Annotated in this window: 9 protein-coding genes and 1 tRNA gene; 6 read left to right on the top strand and 4 right to left on the bottom strand. The window is 58.1% G+C overall.

Annotated features, from left to right (window positions below; translation table 11 throughout):
• Positions 1 to 58: 58 nt before the first annotated feature.
• Genes FY112_RS08200 through FY112_RS08190 form a run of 3 tightly spaced genes read right to left on the bottom strand, consistent with a single transcriptional unit; the run spans position 59 to position 3,163 of the window.
• Positions 59 to 1,780: a DUF4166 domain-containing protein gene (locus FY112_RS08200; protein ID WP_151518147.1), complete on the bottom strand. Its 1,722-nt coding sequence runs from the start codon at positions 1,778 to 1,780 to the stop codon at positions 59 to 61.
• Positions 1,777 to 2,235, bottom strand: coding sequence for a DCC1-like thiol-disulfide oxidoreductase family protein (locus tag FY112_RS08195; protein WP_181018184.1), 459 nt, complete (start codon positions 2,233 to 2,235; stop codon positions 1,777 to 1,779). The genes FY112_RS08200 and FY112_RS08195 overlap by 4 nt, the downstream gene beginning before the upstream one ends.
• A 10-nt stretch (positions 2,236 to 2,245) precedes the next feature.
• The gene (locus tag FY112_RS08190; protein ID WP_151518146.1) at positions 2,246 to 3,163 is read right to left on the bottom strand and encodes an MBL fold metallo-hydrolase; all 918 of its coding nucleotides are present in this window, start codon (positions 3,161 to 3,163) and stop codon (positions 2,246 to 2,248) included.
• Between the two features lie 162 nt (positions 3,164 to 3,325).
• Here FY112_RS08190 and FY112_RS08185 point away from each other — a divergent pair.
• The 6 genes from FY112_RS08185 to FY112_RS08160 all read left to right on the top strand — a co-directional run bounded on the left by FY112_RS08185 (position 3,326) and on the right by FY112_RS08160 (position 14,542).
• Positions 3,326 to 3,399: transfer RNA gene (locus FY112_RS08185), tRNA-Gln, on the top strand.
• 254 nt (positions 3,400 to 3,653) lie between these two features.
• Positions 3,654 to 6,863 (top strand): helicase-related protein, encoded by a 3,210-nt coding sequence (locus tag FY112_RS08180; protein ID WP_151518145.1) that lies wholly within the window; start codon positions 3,654 to 3,656, stop codon positions 6,861 to 6,863.
• Entirely contained in the window at positions 6,860 to 7,645 is a 786-nt protein-coding gene (locus FY112_RS08175) for a DUF4391 domain-containing protein (RefSeq protein ID WP_151518144.1), read from the top strand. The genes FY112_RS08180 and FY112_RS08175 overlap by 4 nt, the downstream gene beginning before the upstream one ends.
• Positions 7,642 to 9,579, top strand: coding sequence for a DUF262 domain-containing protein (locus FY112_RS08170; protein ID WP_151518143.1), 1,938 nt, complete (start codon positions 7,642 to 7,644; stop codon positions 9,577 to 9,579). The genes FY112_RS08175 and FY112_RS08170 overlap by 4 nt, the downstream gene beginning before the upstream one ends.
• A 35-nt stretch (positions 9,580 to 9,614) precedes the next feature.
• Entirely contained in the window at positions 9,615 to 11,498 is a 1,884-nt protein-coding gene (locus FY112_RS08165; RefSeq protein WP_151518142.1) for a site-specific DNA-methyltransferase, read from the top strand.
• An 11-nt stretch (positions 11,499 to 11,509) separates the two neighbouring features.
• Positions 11,510 to 14,542 carry a DEAD/DEAH box helicase family protein gene (locus FY112_RS08160; protein WP_151518141.1) on the top strand — a complete coding sequence of 1,011 codons (3,033 nt, stop codon included), beginning with the start codon at positions 11,510 to 11,512 and terminating at the stop codon, positions 14,540 to 14,542.
• A gap of 190 nt (positions 14,543 to 14,732) precedes the next feature.
• Here the strand turns inward: FY112_RS08160 and FY112_RS08155 are convergent, their stop codons facing one another.
• Positions 14,733 to 15,512, bottom strand: a complete 780-nt coding sequence (locus FY112_RS08155; RefSeq protein ID WP_151518140.1) for an SDR family NAD(P)-dependent oxidoreductase — start codon at positions 15,510 to 15,512, stop codon at positions 14,733 to 14,735.
• Positions 15,513 to 15,722 lie beyond the last annotated feature (210 nt).

Genomic DNA, 15,722 nt, shown 5'->3' with positions numbered 1-15,722 from the left:
CTCCGTCCTTCGCTACCTCTCGCTAGGCCCGAGCCCGGTAAGGTCAAAGGCGCACCCCTCACTCCACCACCAACCACCCCGTATACCGCACCACCAACCCCGTCAGCCGCCCGCCGATCTCGACATGAAAGTGGAACCGTCCATCCCGCTCCTCCTCATAAGTATCCCCGCCAGGCGCCAGAAACATCGGCAGCGGAATCCCTAAAAACCGCCAGCCGCGCACGACGAGCCGCAGCTTTTCCCCATCCGGCACCAGTGCCATCAGCACGCGGAACGGCCCGAAGACCTCGGCGAGCAGATGCCGGTCGCGGCCCTTTGCCTCGACCTGCCAGCTGCGGAAGATTTTGCCGCCGAAATCCCGTGTCCAGATCTCCTTGTCGCCATCGGCGGCGAAACGCACCGTCACCGGCACATCCTCACCCGCCTTGGGAAAGCCGATCACCCCAGCGACGATCCACGCCAGCAGCCCACCGCCGCGCTCGATCCGCGCCCGGCCGGAGGCGACGCGCGGCCCGCCCGCATGCAGGGCGGATAGGGCCGGCGGCAGCCGTTCCCAGGCGCTGCCGAGAATCTGCCGGTAGAGCGGCAGGGGTGCCTCCTCGTTTTCCATCCGGATGCCCGATGTGATCGAGAAGCGCCGGAAGGCCGCTTCGAACTCCGCAAGCTGCAATTCCCCCGCCGCCGGCCGCGCGCCATTCTTCGGCCGGATGCCGGTCAGCAGCCGGCGCACCAGCGCGTCCACGCCGATGATGGGAATGAACGGCCCGTCATCACCTTCGGCAATCAGATGCCAGCCGCAGGACAGCCGCTTTCCCGAGTGGTCGACGCCGCCGACGCGGACGAACATGCCGCCGCGATGGTCACCGACCGCGAAAGCGTGGCTGGCGCGCTGCAGCAGCCGCGAAAACGGCAGCAGCGATGGCAGCAGCCGGAGGCGGACGAGCCTTGCCGCAAGGCTGAGCAAGTGCTGTAGCGGCTGCGGCTCCGTTCCGACCCCGGTGAAGCTGGATTTGAGATCGGCAAAGCGTGCCGGCAGCAGCTTGAGATCCGGCGCATCCACCAGCAGGAATTTCCGGCTGCGCAGCGGCTTAACCCCAGGCGGCGCGACCGTCACCCGCATCGAATCGATCAGCCCGCGCCCGGCGGCCGGCCGCCCATCGCGCCGAACGATGATCTTCTTGCCGGCATAGGTCGCGATCGCCCTCACGACATTGAGCCCGATCCGCACATGCGCCGAGGGCGCAATGCCCGCCGCGACACTGTCGACCCGGGAGAAATGCGGCGCCATCGCATCCAGTGCCGCGAAGGAGAGGGCGGGTAGGCTGCTGAGCCCTGACAGAGCGAAGGTGCCCTTGGCCTTGGCAGCGGCATCGAGCCCACCAATGCCGGCGACGAAGCCGGTGCTGTCGGCAATATCGGCATAATCGATGCCGAGATCGATGCAGGCCTCGACCACCTTATAGGCATCTTTCCCGAAGGTCTGAAACGGCCCCGAGGCATCGACGACGAGATGAGGCCGCAGCCGCGTCAGCTGTTCCGCGAGATCGCCGTCTCGATCGAAGCGAACGGCCTGCACCATCGCGCCGAGATTATTGCTTCCCAGACCCTCGGCGCCATCTTTCGGCGTCCGGAGATCGGCAACGAAATCGTCAGCCTTTTCAAGCGAGCGCCCGGCAACCAGCAGCCTCAGCCGCGGTTCATCGCCAAGCAGCCGGGCCAGCCGCCCGCCGAAGGTGCCGTAGCCGCCGATGATGAGCAGGCAAAACCGATCGCCGCTCATGCAATGAACCGGCTGCGCTGCTCCGGCGTCGGCACCATGCAGCTTTGCCGGCCGGCAATCTTCAGCCTGTTGCGGGCGATGAATTCATAGAGCGCATCGGCCACCCGCCGCGGCAGCAGCCGGAAGATCTTCACCAGCGAATAGGGAAAACCGAGGCCCGCCACCATGCGGATCGTGCCGTCGGACTTGAAGAAGCCGCGGCCCTCTTCGATCAGGATATTGGTCTCATAGTCGCGCGCATCGAGCCCGTAGTGCCGGTAGAGCGCTTCGCCGAGCGGCGTCTGCGCCGCGAGGAAGCGGTATCGCTGCCGCTTGTCATGCTTCAGCGCGAATTTCACCCAGCCGGAGCAGAACACGCATTCGCCATCGAAGACGATCAACGGCCGGTCATCGGCAAAGGCCGGCACATCGGGATCGTTGCGATAGCTGTAATCCGCTCGAGGCGTCATCGTCATGTCCCCATCCTCATGACCTTGCCGCCGGCCGATAGCTGGCGGCAAGCGAAGGCGGCCCATCCGCCGATATCTCGCCGCGCTCCAAAAGATCCTCGATATGGGCGAGCACGGAGAGGGCGGCTGCCCCATGCAGCTTCGGATCGGTATCGCGATAGATCACCTTCACCATCTCCGCGATCTCAGTGTCGCCCGCCCGCACACGCGCCAGCACCGTCTGCTCGCGCCTGAGGCGATGCGCCTTCAGCGCTCGGAGGAAAGTCGAGGGTTCCATCACCAGCCCGCCATGACCGGGAAGCAACAGCCGGTCTTCGCGCGCAATCAGCCGCTCGAGCGAGGCCATGTAATCCGCCATCGAACCATCCGGCGGCGCCACGATCGAGGTCGACCAGGCCATGACGTGATCGCCGGAGAACAGAATGTCGCGGCCCGCAAGCGCGAAGGCGGCATGATTGGCCGTGTGCCCCGGCGTCAGCACCGCTGTTAGCGCCCAGCCATCGCCCGATAGGGTCTGACCGTCACTGAGCGTTATATCGGGCACGAATGATAGATCCGAGCTTTCGGCAAAGGGATTGATCTCGCCATCCCTCAGCGGCCGCGCCGGCCGGTGCGGCCCTTGGCCCACCGTCGCCGCCCCCGTTGCCGCCTGCAGCCGGCCGGCGAGGGGAGAGTGGTCGCGATGCGTGTGGCTGATGAAAATATGCGTCACCGCACGGCCGGCAAGCGCCGCCATCAGCGCCTGAAAATGCGCCTCATCCTCCGGGCCGGGATCGATGACCGCGACCGAGGAAGAGCCGACGATATAGCTGTTGGTGCCGAAAAAGGTGAAAGGGCCGGGATTGTTCACTGTAACCCGCTCGACCCCTGGAACAACCGGCACGGCTTGCCCATAGGCCGGCTCGAAAGCGAGGTCGAATGCGGGACTGTCCATGAAGGAATGATCTCGGGCCGATGACGTCGCCAATTCCTAGCACGACGGTGGGTGCTGTGCAGCGCATAAATCTGCGCCGGGTTAAACTTAGTCATTGTGACAGGCGAAGAGCTTTGCTAATCAGGCGTCGATTTGAGCAAGCGGTTTCCGCTCAAGCTCTGGTGGGGCGTCGCCAAGCGGTAAGGCAACGGTTTTTGGTACCGTCATCCCTGGTTCGAATCCAGGCGCCCCAGCCATTTCGCGCATAAATGTCTATGTTCCAAGTTTTAGGCGACACCAAAAAGATTTTCTGGTGCGCGAAGTCGTCTCAAGTGCCTTAATGAGCGGACAACGGCTCGGCAATCGGCATTAACGCCCGCGTCCCTGTGGGAGACTCCGAACATATGAAAAATCAGATTTACAATCATAGGGATTATGAATGAAATGAGCTAAACGACACCTCAGGGGGATTTTTCCGTCTCCAATAAGTTTAAGCCGGCCGGGATTGACCATGGAACTCATCAAGAACACTGGCCGCGAGCGAGTTCTCGACAAGCTGGAGGAGTGGCTGAAGTTAGGCTCGGCAGTCGACATCATGTCCCCCAGTTTGTCGCTACATGCCTTCGCTGAAGTCCGCGAACTTTTAAAGAGGGCAGACTCAGTAAGATTACTGCTTGAGGACCGAGCCTCCCTAACCCCCTTACTGTTCGGTGGTCATTCTGACATTGGCTATCGGAACAAGCTCCAGAGTCGATGGCACGCCAAAGCCACCCTTGATTGGCTTGGACGCCATGTGCAGGTCCGCTATGCTGAAATGCTACCCCAGTCTATGGCAATCGTCCGTAATGCCAATTTGAATAGGGCCGCTATCGGCGCATGCTCGCTGACAACTGAGGGGTTGGGCATAACACCGGGCAGTCGATTGGGACTGGTGCAAGCAACTTCGAGCGACGATGAAACTGCTGCCTTCTCGTCATGGTTCCAAAGCGCGTGGGATACCGTTCCGGGCAAACCCGACGCCGATCAGCTACAGCACGTTCTTGCGGATGCAGCATCTCAACGCGCGCCCTCTCTGATCTACTTCAAGTTTCTGTTCGAAATGTTCAAAGACTTGGGAGATGAGCTTGATGAAGAGCGGATCGTAAAGTCCGCGACTGGAATCAGGAACACCACCGTCTGGAAAAAGCTCTTCAAATTCCAGCGTGACGGCGTTGTTGGGGCAATCGACAAGCTCGAGCGCATCGGAGGATGTATCATTGCCGATAGCGTCGGCTTGGGTAAGACATTCGAAGCGCTCGCGGTTATCAAGTATTACGAGCTACGCAATGATCGCGTGCTTGTGCTCTGTCCCAAGCGGCTACGCGATAACTGGACCCTTTATAAAGCCAATGATCGCCGCAATAGCCTCGCAAGTGATCGCTTCAATTACGACGTTCTCAATCACACTGATTTGTCACGGGATGGCGGTACGTCGGGCGACATCGATCTCTCGCACGTAAATTGGGGCAACTATGACCTCGTGGTGATCGACGAGTCCCACAACTTTCGCAACAAGGCGACGCATAAGGACCGCGACACCCGCTATGATCACTTGATGAAGCGAGTGATCAAAGCGGGAGTGAAAACCAAGGTGCTGATGTTGTCAGCAACGCCAGTAAATAACAGGCTCGCGGATTTGAAGAACCAGATAGCCTTCATGACCGAAGGCAGTGACATTGCCCTGATCGATCATGGTATTCCAAGCATCGAAGCAACAATACGCAAGGCGCAGGGTCAATTTAATAGGTGGCTTGATCTGCCCGAGAGCGAGCGTCGTGCGGCTCGCCTAATGGACATGCTGGGCTTTGACTACTTCAAGCTCCTCGACATGCTAACCATTGCCCGATCCAGAAAGCACGTGCAGCGCTACTACGGTACGGCTGAGACAGGCCAGTTCCCAGAGCGGTTGCAACCAATCAACGTCAAAGCAGACGTAGACCTGGCTGGTGAATTCCGTCCGATCCGTGAAATCAACAATGAGATAAGACGGCTTTCGCTCGGGGCCTATGCGCCGTTGCGTTACGTGGTAACGGACAAGCAAGAGGCTTACGATGTAAAATACAGTACTAAGATTCGGGGTGGCGAAAGCTATTTTCGTCAAGCCGATCGCGAGGAAAGCCTTATCCACCTGATGCGCGTTAATCTGCTCAAGCGGATGGAAAGCTCAGTGGCCTCCTTTGCTCTCACGATCAAACGTCAGCTCGATGACGTGAACGCGCTACTTGCGAAAATCGAGGCCCACGATGAATCCATTGATGAGCTTGCGATCGACGATGTGGATATAGATGATCCCGCGTTTGAGACGCTCCTTGTCGGTCGCAAGGTCAAGGTTCTATTGCAGGATGTCGATCGAGTTCGTTGGCAGCAGGACCTGATTGAAGACAGGAACCGCTTGGCAACCCTTCTGTCGGCAGCCCGTTCCGTTTCTGCAGAGCGCGACGCAAAGCTATCGGCGCTCAAGGAGCTGATCACCCGCAAAGTCCAGGCACCTATCAACGGTGAAAACCGGAAGATACTGCTGTTCACCGCCTTTGCGGACACCGCTGACTATCTCTACCGCGAGCTCGCGGAGTGGGGACGCGCGACACTTGGGATTCATACGGCCGTGGTAACCGGCACTGGCGCAAACAAGACCACGCTTCAGAGCCTTCGCTCGGATATGAGCTCCATCCTGAGCGCTTTTTCGCCGCGGTCCAAGGAACGGCCTCAGGAGCTGGCCGGCGAGGGAGAGATCGATCTCTTGATCGGCACCGACTGCATTTCAGAAGGCCAGAATCTTCAGGATTGCGATTTCCTGGTAAACTACGACATCCACTGGAATCCCGTTCGCATCATTCAGCGCTTCGGCCGCGTCGACCGTATCGGCTCGACGAATGCGCGCATTCAGCTGGTGAATTTCTGGCCGAACATCGAGCTGGACGAGTACCTCGATCTGGAATCGAGGGTTAGTGGACGCATGGTCCTCCTTGATGTGTCCGCGACCGGGGAGGAAAATGTCATCGAGTTCCAGGCCGGCAACCAGATGAACGACCTCGAATACCGCCGTGCGCAATTGCAGAAGATGCAAGACTCCGTGATTGATCTCGAAGACCTATCCAGCGGCGTTTCCATTGCGGACCTCACCCTGAACGATTTTCGTATCGACCTCGCGGGTTATCTGCGCGATCACCGCATGCAGCTTGAGGCCTTGCCCCCCGGCACGTACGCTGTCGTTTCACCACCCGAAGACGAGTTTGTCAGCGTCGAGAACACCATTTCACCCGGGGTGATTTTTTGCCTACGCGCGGTTGGCGAAGCTGCGGAACGTGTGGCAGAGCCAGGTTATCCGCTAAAGCCGCATTTCGTCGTTCATGTCAGCGACGAGGGGGAGGCTCTCTTGCCGTACACGCGCGCGAAGCAGGTGCTGGATCGCCTCAAGAAGGTTTCCATAGGACGCGATCTACCTGACGCGCAGGCCTGCGCCCGGTTCGACAAGTCCACCCGCTTCGGGCGGGACATGGAGCACTATCAGAAGCTCTTGTCCCGGGCTGTTGCCTCAATCGCCGGGAAGAGCGAGGAACGCGCGGTCGCAAGCCTTTTCTCCCCCGGCGGTACCCATGCATTAAAAGGTGAGTTCGCCGGCATCAACGATTTCGAAGTTGTAGCATTCCTCGTGATACTTCCGGAGACGAGCTCGGCATGAACGCGGCAGCATGTATGAGTGCTGTCGTTGACGCTCTCGGTTTACCCGCGAACGCGCGCGTCGACATTCGCGTTCCGAAGAAAATACTGGTTGAACAAGGCGCACCCACATCGGCCGACAAGCGCGCTATTCAAGATGGCATTGATGAACTGATGTGGTTTGCCGCGTGCAAGCCAGGCACAGTCGGTGTGCCGACCTTTGCGGACGATGTACGCGAGTATGTCGAGGTTGCCGTCATTGGCTGTGCGTTTCGGGGCGGAGCGAAAAGTAGCCGGCTCATAGAACTGATCCATCGTGCCATCCCATATCCTGTGTTCTTAATCACGGCGGATGATCGAGGGATCGATGTGTCTACGGCCCATAAACGGCGCGCTCAGAACGAGGCTGCCAAGGTCGTCATCGACAGAAGTGCCATCACACGCCTGTCCGATCCGACGACGCCGAGCCCGAACGAGAAAGCCTTTCTCGACAGCCTGGAGCTCTCCAAGCAGTCACATCGCGACTTGTTCGCATTGTATGACGGATGGGTGGCACGGGTGGAGGCGTTGAACGCGGCCAACCTGAGCGGTTCCTTCTTGGTCTCGAATGAGGAGAGCCAGATCATGCACCGCCGCGCGGCAATTGAGGACTATGAAAGACTGGACAAAGAAAATTCGCTTTTGCGGTCCCAGGCCGCAAAGGCAAAACAGATCAGCCAGCGCGTCGACCTGAACCAGAAAATAAAGTCTATCGAACGCGCGATGGAACAAGCAAAAAAGGTAATAGGGGGCGAGCAGCCATGAGAATTTCGACCATTCTTGACCATATCGACAGTGGCCACATGGCCTTGCCGGAATTCCAGCGGGGGTATGTCTGGAATACCGAACAGGTCCGTGGCTTGTTCACGTCGCTTTACCGACGCCATCCGGTCGGCGGGCTCCTCGTTTGGGCAACGGAATCCGTGACGGCAAACCATCGTGGAGACGGCCAGCTCGCTTCCGGGATCGTGAAGCTTCTGCTGGATGGCCAGCAGCGGGTAACCTCTCTCTATGGTGTCGTTCGTGGTAAGCCACCCGCGTTCTTCGACGGCAACGCCCGGGCCTTCACCGGCCTGTATTTCAACCTCGCCTCGGAAACGTTCGAGTTCTTCCAGCCGCTGAAGATGTCTGGAGACCCTCTCTGGATTGATGTATCTGCCCTCATGAAGTCGGGGCATGATGGTGTCGGAAAGATCATGACCTCGCTTGGATCGACGCCACCTGCGGAATATTATGGTCGGCTGAGCCGCCTGCTGGGCATCCTGGAAATCAACCTTCATGAAGAAGAGGTCACCGGGGCGGACAAGACCCTCGACGTGGTCGTCGACATCTTCAACAAAGTGAACAGTGGCGGCACCAAGCTCTCCAAGGGCGACCTTGCGCTGGCGAAAATCTGCGCGGAATGGCCTGATGCTCGAACGGAGATGAAGGGCAAACTGAAGGCTTGGAACCAAGCGGGATACGACTTCAATCTTGATTGGCTGCTGCGATCGATCAACACTGTGCTGACCGGCGAGGCCAAATTTCTCTATCTGCACAATCAGTCCGCCACCGACATTCAGGAAGGCCTCAAGCGCGCCACCAAACGTATTGAAACCTGCCTCAACCTCATTTCCGGCAGGCTTGGATTGGACCATACGCGCGTTTTCTTCGGCCGCTTCGCCGTTCCAGTGATCGTTCGCTACCTGGATCAAAGGGGTGGAGCATTGGATGAGGTCGAACGGGACAAGCTTCTATTCTGGTTCGCGCAGGCTGGAATGTGGGGGCGTTACTCAGGTTCAACGGAATCCTTCCTGGATAAGGACCTTGAAGCGCTGGAAGGTCCCGACGGTGGCCTCGACAAACTCCTGGAACAGCTGCGACTGTGGCATGGTGGATTGCGGGTTGAGAAGGGCCATTTCACGGGGTGGAGCCTTGGCGCACGCTTCTACCCCGTTCTTTATATGTTGACGCGAATGGGGGCGTCCAAGGACTGGGGAACGGGCATCGAGCTCAAGTCCGGGCTCCTGGGTAGAATGAATGCGCTCGAAGTCCACCACATCTTTCCAAAGGCGCAACTCTACAAGCAAAAGGTCCCCCGTTCGCAAGTGAACGCCATCGCCAATTTCTGCTTTCTGACCAAGGATACCAATCTCAGCATCCGCGACACACTGCCTGAGGTCTATTTCCCAAAGGTGGAATCCAAACACCCGGGGGTTCTGGCTTCGCAGTGGATTCCCATGGACGAGTCGCTGTGGAAAATTGACCGCTATCCCGACTTTCTGGAGGCCCGCAAGGAACTACTGGCGGCTGAAGCGAACAAGCGGTTCGCCTCACTGCTGCATGGCGATGACAGGTGGATTGCCGAGCCTGCTAGAATATCGGCGATTTCCACGACGGCCGCGGCAGGCGGCATTTCGAGCGCCGATGAGGAGGCCGAACTGCAGGCGATCAATGATTGGGCTGTCGAGCAAGGTTTCACCGACGGGGTCATCGCCTACGATCATTCCAACTCGGAGACAGGAGATCAGATAGCCGTCTTCGACCTCGTTTGGCCAAACGGCCTCCAAGAGGAGTTGTCAGAACCGGTCGCCGTGCTACTGAACGAAAACGACGAGACCATTGCCCTTGCGAGTACCGCCGGCTTCCGCTGCTTCACCAGCGCCGACGCTTTCAGGGACTACGTCAACAAGGAAATGCTGGGGCAACTGGCTGCGTAAAGTAGCTGTTTGGCCACGAATGAAATGGATATACGATGAAGAAGCTCGAATTGGACGCTCCTGAGACGAAGAGCGCCGATATTGTCTGGGAAAATCTCAGCGCCTTAAGGTCGCTCTTCCCGGATGCCTTCCGCGAGGGGAAAATCGATTTCGACGTACTCAAGCAGCTGCTTGGCGATGCGGTCGACGATCGGGACGAGAAGTACGGCCTGAATTGGCACGGCAAGCGGAAAGCGCGTCAGATAGCGCTGGCTCCTTCGGTCGGCACCCTTTTGCCTTGCCCCGAGGAAAGCGTCGATTGGGAGAATTCTCGCAATCTGATGATTGAGGGTGACAATCTCGAAGTTCTAAAGCTGCTACAGAAGAGCTACGCGGGAAAAGTGAATTTCATCTACATTGATCCCCCATACAACACAGGAAGAGATTTCATCTATCCTGACGATTTTCGAGACAATATAAAAAATTACCTCGCCATCACTGGTCAGGTCGATAGCAATGGAAGTAAATCAACCACAAACTCGGAGAGTTCAGGCCGCTTTCATACAGCATGGCTTAACATGATGTATCCCCGCTTGAAGTTGGCACATCGACTACTGTCAAGTGATGGCGCGATTGCAATCAGCGTGGATGATGGAGAACTAGACAACGTCCGAATGATCACGTCAGAAATTTTTGGCGAAGAAAATTTTCTGGCGCAGATAATTTGGAGGAAACGTAGCACGCCTCCTAACGACAAGATTATAGGAGCCAACCATGATTACATCCTCCTATTTTCTAAATCTATAGATTCTGTCCGTCTAAATCTACGCGAAAGATCCGAGGAGCAGGTTGCACGCTACCGCAATATTGACCAGCATCCTAAAGGGCCATGGGCGTCAGGCGACTTGATGGCAAATGTGAAGGGCGGGCGCTATGTTGCTTCGCTTCATTTCCCTATCATCAATCCGAATAATGGCGAAGAGCACTTACCGGGAACCAATGGAAACTGGCGTTTCTCAAAGGAGACAATCGACAAATTACTACGAAACAACGAAATCTATTTCGGGGAGGATGGACTGGGAAAGCCAAAGCTCAAGAGGTTCTTGGCTGATGTCAAAGATGGAGTAACCTATCCGACAATTTGGGACTTTGTTCCGTTGAACACTAGCGGTTCCAATGAGATGAGGGAAATATTTGGTGATGCAACCATCTTTGAGAGCCCGAAACCTGTCGGCTTGATCGAGGAGTTGCTGCGCCTTGGTACCGATAGAAACTCCACTTGCATGGATTTCTTCGCAGGGTCATCTACGCTTGCCCATGCGACCATGTCGTTGAACGCGGGGGATCAAGGTTCGAGACGGTTTCTATGCGTCCAGTTACCTGAGGCCGTCCCATCAGGTTCCGAGGCAGCAAAGCGCGGATTCTCTACGATTGCCGAGCTTTCGAAGGAGAGAATCCGTCGAGCAGGAGAGAAGATCAGACGCGCAGTGCCGACGCAGAGTGGGGATACTGGCTTTCGCGTCTTCAAACTCGCACAGTCCAACATTAGGGCATGGGAGCCAGTGCCGTCCGACCTCGAAGGAACATTGCTGGCCAATGCCGAACACATTGTTCAGGGCCGTACCGAGCAGGATATTTTGTGTGAACTCCTACTCAAACTTGGTCTCGATCTCTGCGTTCCCATCCAGAAGAAGCAGATTGCAGGCAAGTCTGTTCACGCGATCGGTGGAGGCGCGCTGATGGCGTGCCTTGCAGACGGTCTGAGCAAGGATGTCGTTGAAAGCCTCTCGGCAGGCATTGTCGCATGGTGGAAACAGCTCGCACCGGCGGTTGATACACGGGTCGTGTTCAAGGACTCCGGTTTTGCCGACGACGTAGCCAAAACCAATATGGCTGCGATCCTCAATCAAAACGGCATTCTTGACGTGCGCAGTCTGTAAGGGAGGGCGGGATGAAGCTCCATTTTGAACCCGACCTCGATTATCAACACGCGGCCATCGAAGCCGTGTGTCAGCTGTTTCGTGGACAGGAGACAAACCGCACCGAGTTCACTGTAACCCGCCGCTCAGGCGGCGGCGTGCAGGGGGAGCTGGGCCTGGTGGAAAATGCGCTCGGCATCGGCAACCGGCTGACGCTGCTGGACGACGAAATCATGTCCAATCTCAAGGACATCCAGTTGCGAAACGGTCTGCCCCCGTCCGGCTCGTTGACCTCTGGCGATTTTACCGTGGAAATGGAAACCGGCACAGGCAAGACCTATGTCTATCTCCGCTCGATCTTCGAATTGAACAAGCGCTTCGGCTTTACCAAATTCGTGATCGTCGTGCCGTCCGTCGCCATCAAGGAAGGCGTCAACAAGACGCTCCAGATCACCGAGGATCACTTTAAAGGGCTCTATTCGGGCCAGCCTTTCGACTATTTCCTATACGACTCGTCCAAGCTCGGCCAGGTGCGCAATTTCGCCACCAGTCCGACCATTCAAATCATGGTGGTCACGGTTGGAGCGATCAACAAGCAGGAAGTGAACAACCTCTACAAGGACAGCGAAAAGACCGGCGGCGAAGCGCCGATCGACCTGATCCGCGCCACGCGTCCGATCATTATCGTGGACGAGCCGCAGAGCGTCGACGGCGGCCTCCAAGGCCGTGGCAGGCAGGCTCTCGATGCGATGAACCCGCTCTGCACGCTGCGCTATTCCGCGACGCATGTGAACAAGCATCACATGGTCTATCGGCTGGATGCCGTCGACGCCTATGACCGCAAGCTGGTCAAGCAGATCGAGGTCGCTTCGCTTGAAGTTGAGGGCGGCCATAACAAAGCCTATCTGCGATTTTTGTCCGCTCGAAACGTCAAGGGAACGATTTCCGCTCGGGTTGAAGTCGACGTTCAAAGGAGCGGCCGCGTTCAACGCGAAGAGATCACCGTTCATGATGGCGACAACCTGGAGGAGGAAACCGGCCGCGCCATCTACAAGGATTGCCGCATCGGTGAAATACGCCTAGCCGGCAACTCGTCCTTTCTCGAGGTCAGAACGGCAGGTTCCGAGGCCTTCCTGGAGCCGGGCCAAGCCATCGGTGAGGTCGATGCCGACGCCATCAAGCGGCTCATGATGCGACGCACCATCCAAGAGCATCTGGAAAAGGAAAAGCGCCTTGCGCCCCTTGGGATCAAGGTGCTCAGCCTGTTCTTTATCGACGCCGTCGAGCACTACCGCTCCTACGATGCCGACGGAAATGCGGTGAAGGGCAAATATGCGGCAATCTTCGAAGAGGAATACCGCCGGGCTGCCAAGCTTCCCGAGTTCGTGAGCCTGTTCAAGGAGGTGGACGTCAGCTCCGACGCTCAGGAGGTGCATGACGGCTATTTCTCCATCGACAAGAACAAGCGGTGGACGGATACGGCCGAAAACAACCAGACCAATCGGGATAGCGCTGAACGCGCCTATAACCTGATCATGCGGGAAAAGGAGAAGCTGCTCAGCTTCGACACCAAGCTCAAGTTCATCTTTTCACACTCTGCGCTGAAGGAGGGCTGGGACAATCCCAATGTCTTCCAGATTTGCGCGCTGCGCGAAATGGGCACCGAGCGCGAGCGCCGACAGACGATCGGACGCGGCTTGCGGCTCTGCGTAAACCAGCAGGGAGACCGGCTGCGGGGCTTTGAGGTGAACACCCTGACCGTGATCGCTACCGAGAGCTACGAGTCCTTCGCCGAAAATCTGCAGAAGGAGATAGAGGCTGATACAGGCATCCGTTTCGGGATCGTCGAGGAGCATCTCTTCGCGAATATTCCCATGCTTGCCGAAACCCCGCCGCAGCAGGCACCGGGGATGGAAGAGGAAGGCCCAGAATACGATGCGGGCGTCCCTGACGTCCTCGGGTATCTGCGATCTTCGGACATCTATCGTCACCTGCGCGCCCTGGAGCTGATCGACCGCCATGGCAAAGTGCAGGATAGCCTGAGGACGGCCATCAAGACCGGGACCCTTGCCCTGCCAGCCGGCCTCGAACCGTACCTCCCGGCAGTCACGGGTATCTTGCGAAAGGTTGCAGGCCGCCTTGAAGTGAAGAACGCCGACGACCGCAAACCGGTGGCGATTCGCAAGGAAGTCTTTCACAGCGAGGAATTCCGTTCGCTGTGGGACCGGATCAAGCATACGACGACCTATCGGGTTCAATTCGACAATGAGAAACTCATTGCGGATTGCGGCCGTCATATCGCCAATGGGCCACCGATCGCGAAGGCTCGTGTGACAGTCCGGAAGGCCGATCTCGCGATCGGCCAGGGCGGGGTGCTCGCCAAAGAGACTTCAATCTCTGGTCCGATTGCCATTGAAGAAGGCGACATCGTCCTTCCTGACCTGTTGACCGATCTTCAGGATCGGACACAACTCACACGGCGCAGTCTAGTTGCGATCTTGATCGAGAGCGGACGGCTATCGGACTTCAAGAGGAATCCACAGGCGTTCATCGAATTGGTGTCGGACATCATCAATCGCACCAAGCGCTTGGCGCTTGTGGATGGCATCAAGTACCAGCGGATAGGCGACCAAGACTTCTACGCCCAGGAGCTGTTCGAGCGGGAAGAGCTGACCGGCTACCTGAAGAACATGCTGACCAACACTAAAAAGTCGGTGTACGAGCATGTCGTTCATGACTCCGCTGGAGTGGAACGGACTTTTGCCGAGCAGATGGAAAAGAACGACGCCGTGAAAGTCTACGCGAAACTTCCCGGCTGGTTCAAGATTCCGACACCGCTCGGCACGTACAACCCCGACTGGGCCGTACTGCTTGAGATCGACGGGTTGGAGCGCCTGTATTTCGTGGTTGAAACGAAAGACAGCTTGTTTACGGACGATCTGCGCGATCAAGAGACGGCAAAGATTGCTTGTGGTGAAGCGCACTTCCACGCCTTGGTTCGGGACAACAATCCGGCGAAATACGTGCATGCAGCAAAGCTTGAGGATGTGTTCGACCACCTCTAGGTGGTGCATGGAAGCCTGGCTTGCTGTATCGAAGGCGGGAATCATTTTCCGCCTTCCATGTTCCTCGTTTATCAGGACGCCAGCAGTCCACGGCGTGCGACAGTATGGTCGAAGCGAGCGCGCTGGCGCTCGAGCGGGAACGCCGCAACGCCCGATACTCGCCGGTCTTGTAACCGGCCGATCTTGCGCCTCACCCGCGCTCCCCAAACAGCCGAACCCCGGTCAACTCCGCCAGCCTCCCCACCAACGCATCCTGAAACCCAGGATCAGCAACCTCCGCCGCCGCCTCCCGCCGCTGCCGATGATACCAATACCCACCACTGACCTTCGCCGCGCCATCATCGCTTGCCGCAAGCCATGTCTGGGTGAGGTGCCCCATCTCCAGGTCATCGGGCGCGCCGGCGCCGCCCATCTTTGTCGGCACCCAGCCGGGATCCACCGCGTTGCTGAGAACTTCGGGCCAGTGGCGGGCGATGGCGGCGGCGAGGGTGGCGATGTAGAGCTTGCTTTCCGAATAGGCCTGGCTGGCGTTCCATGGCCGCTTCTTCCAGTCAATATCGTCAAGGGCGCTGCTGCCGCTGCGGTGCATGCCGCTGCTGAGATAGATCAGGCGATCGGGGCGGGTGATCCAGGCGGTGAGCAGATAGGGGGCGAGCACATTCACCGCCAGCGTCTTTGCGTGGCCTTCCGGCGTTTCGCCCCGGCTCCTCTCGAGGTAGATGCCGGCATTGTGGATGACGGCGTCCATGCGGCCGATGGCGTTGACCTGCTCGGCAATCGATCGCGTCTCGGTGGCGCTGGCGAGATCGCCGATGACGAGGCCGAGTGCGGCAGAGGAAATCTCTGATATGGCGGCGGCGCGCTCCCGGGAGCGGGCGTGCAGCACGACGTCATGGCCTTCCTTCATCAGGGTGCGGGCGGCGGCAAGGCCGAGGCCATCGGTGGAACCGGTGATGAAAATACGGCTCATGGGGTTTCCTTTCGCGGCGGGTGCCACAGAGTGCTTGGCCATGGGTCCTCGGGTCAAGGCCGAGGAGGACGGAGGGTGGGGCGGGGCGATTGGTTGAGGCAAGATGGTGGAGCAAGTTCGGCCAGCGAGTGGGTGCGGTTTTGCAAATTGGTTCCCACCTACTCCGTCATCCTCGGGCTTGACCCGAGGATCCATACGCAGCACTCGACG

The sequence above is a fragment of the Rhizobium sp. PEPV16 genome, assembly GCF_008919455.1.
In the GTDB taxonomy this organism is placed as follows: Bacteria; Pseudomonadota; Alphaproteobacteria; order Rhizobiales; family Rhizobiaceae; genus Rhizobium; species Rhizobium leguminosarum_Q.
This window is presented reverse-complemented; position numbering and strand designations above follow the sequence as displayed.

Coding starts and splice junctions, on each gene's coding strand:
- FY112_RS08200 (WP_151518147.1), bottom strand. CDS start 1,780: ATGAGCGGCGATCGGTTTTGCCTGCTCATCATCGGCGGCTACGGCACC.
- FY112_RS08195 (WP_181018184.1), bottom strand. CDS start 2,235: ATGACGATGACGCCTCGAGCGGATTACAGCTATCGCAACGATCCCGAT.
- FY112_RS08190 (WP_151518146.1), bottom strand. CDS start 3,163: ATGGACAGTCCCGCATTCGACCTCGCTTTCGAGCCGGCCTATGGGCAA.
- FY112_RS08180 (WP_151518145.1), top strand. CDS start 3,654: ATGGAACTCATCAAGAACACTGGCCGCGAGCGAGTTCTCGACAAGCTG.
- FY112_RS08175 (WP_151518144.1), top strand. CDS start 6,860: ATGAACGCGGCAGCATGTATGAGTGCTGTCGTTGACGCTCTCGGTTTA.
- FY112_RS08170 (WP_151518143.1), top strand. CDS start 7,642: ATGAGAATTTCGACCATTCTTGACCATATCGACAGTGGCCACATGGCC.
- FY112_RS08165 (WP_151518142.1), top strand. CDS start 9,615: ATGAAGAAGCTCGAATTGGACGCTCCTGAGACGAAGAGCGCCGATATT.
- FY112_RS08160 (WP_151518141.1), top strand. CDS start 11,510: ATGAAGCTCCATTTTGAACCCGACCTCGATTATCAACACGCGGCCATC.
- FY112_RS08155 (WP_151518140.1), bottom strand. CDS start 15,512: ATGAGCCGTATTTTCATCACCGGTTCCACCGATGGCCTCGGCCTTGCC.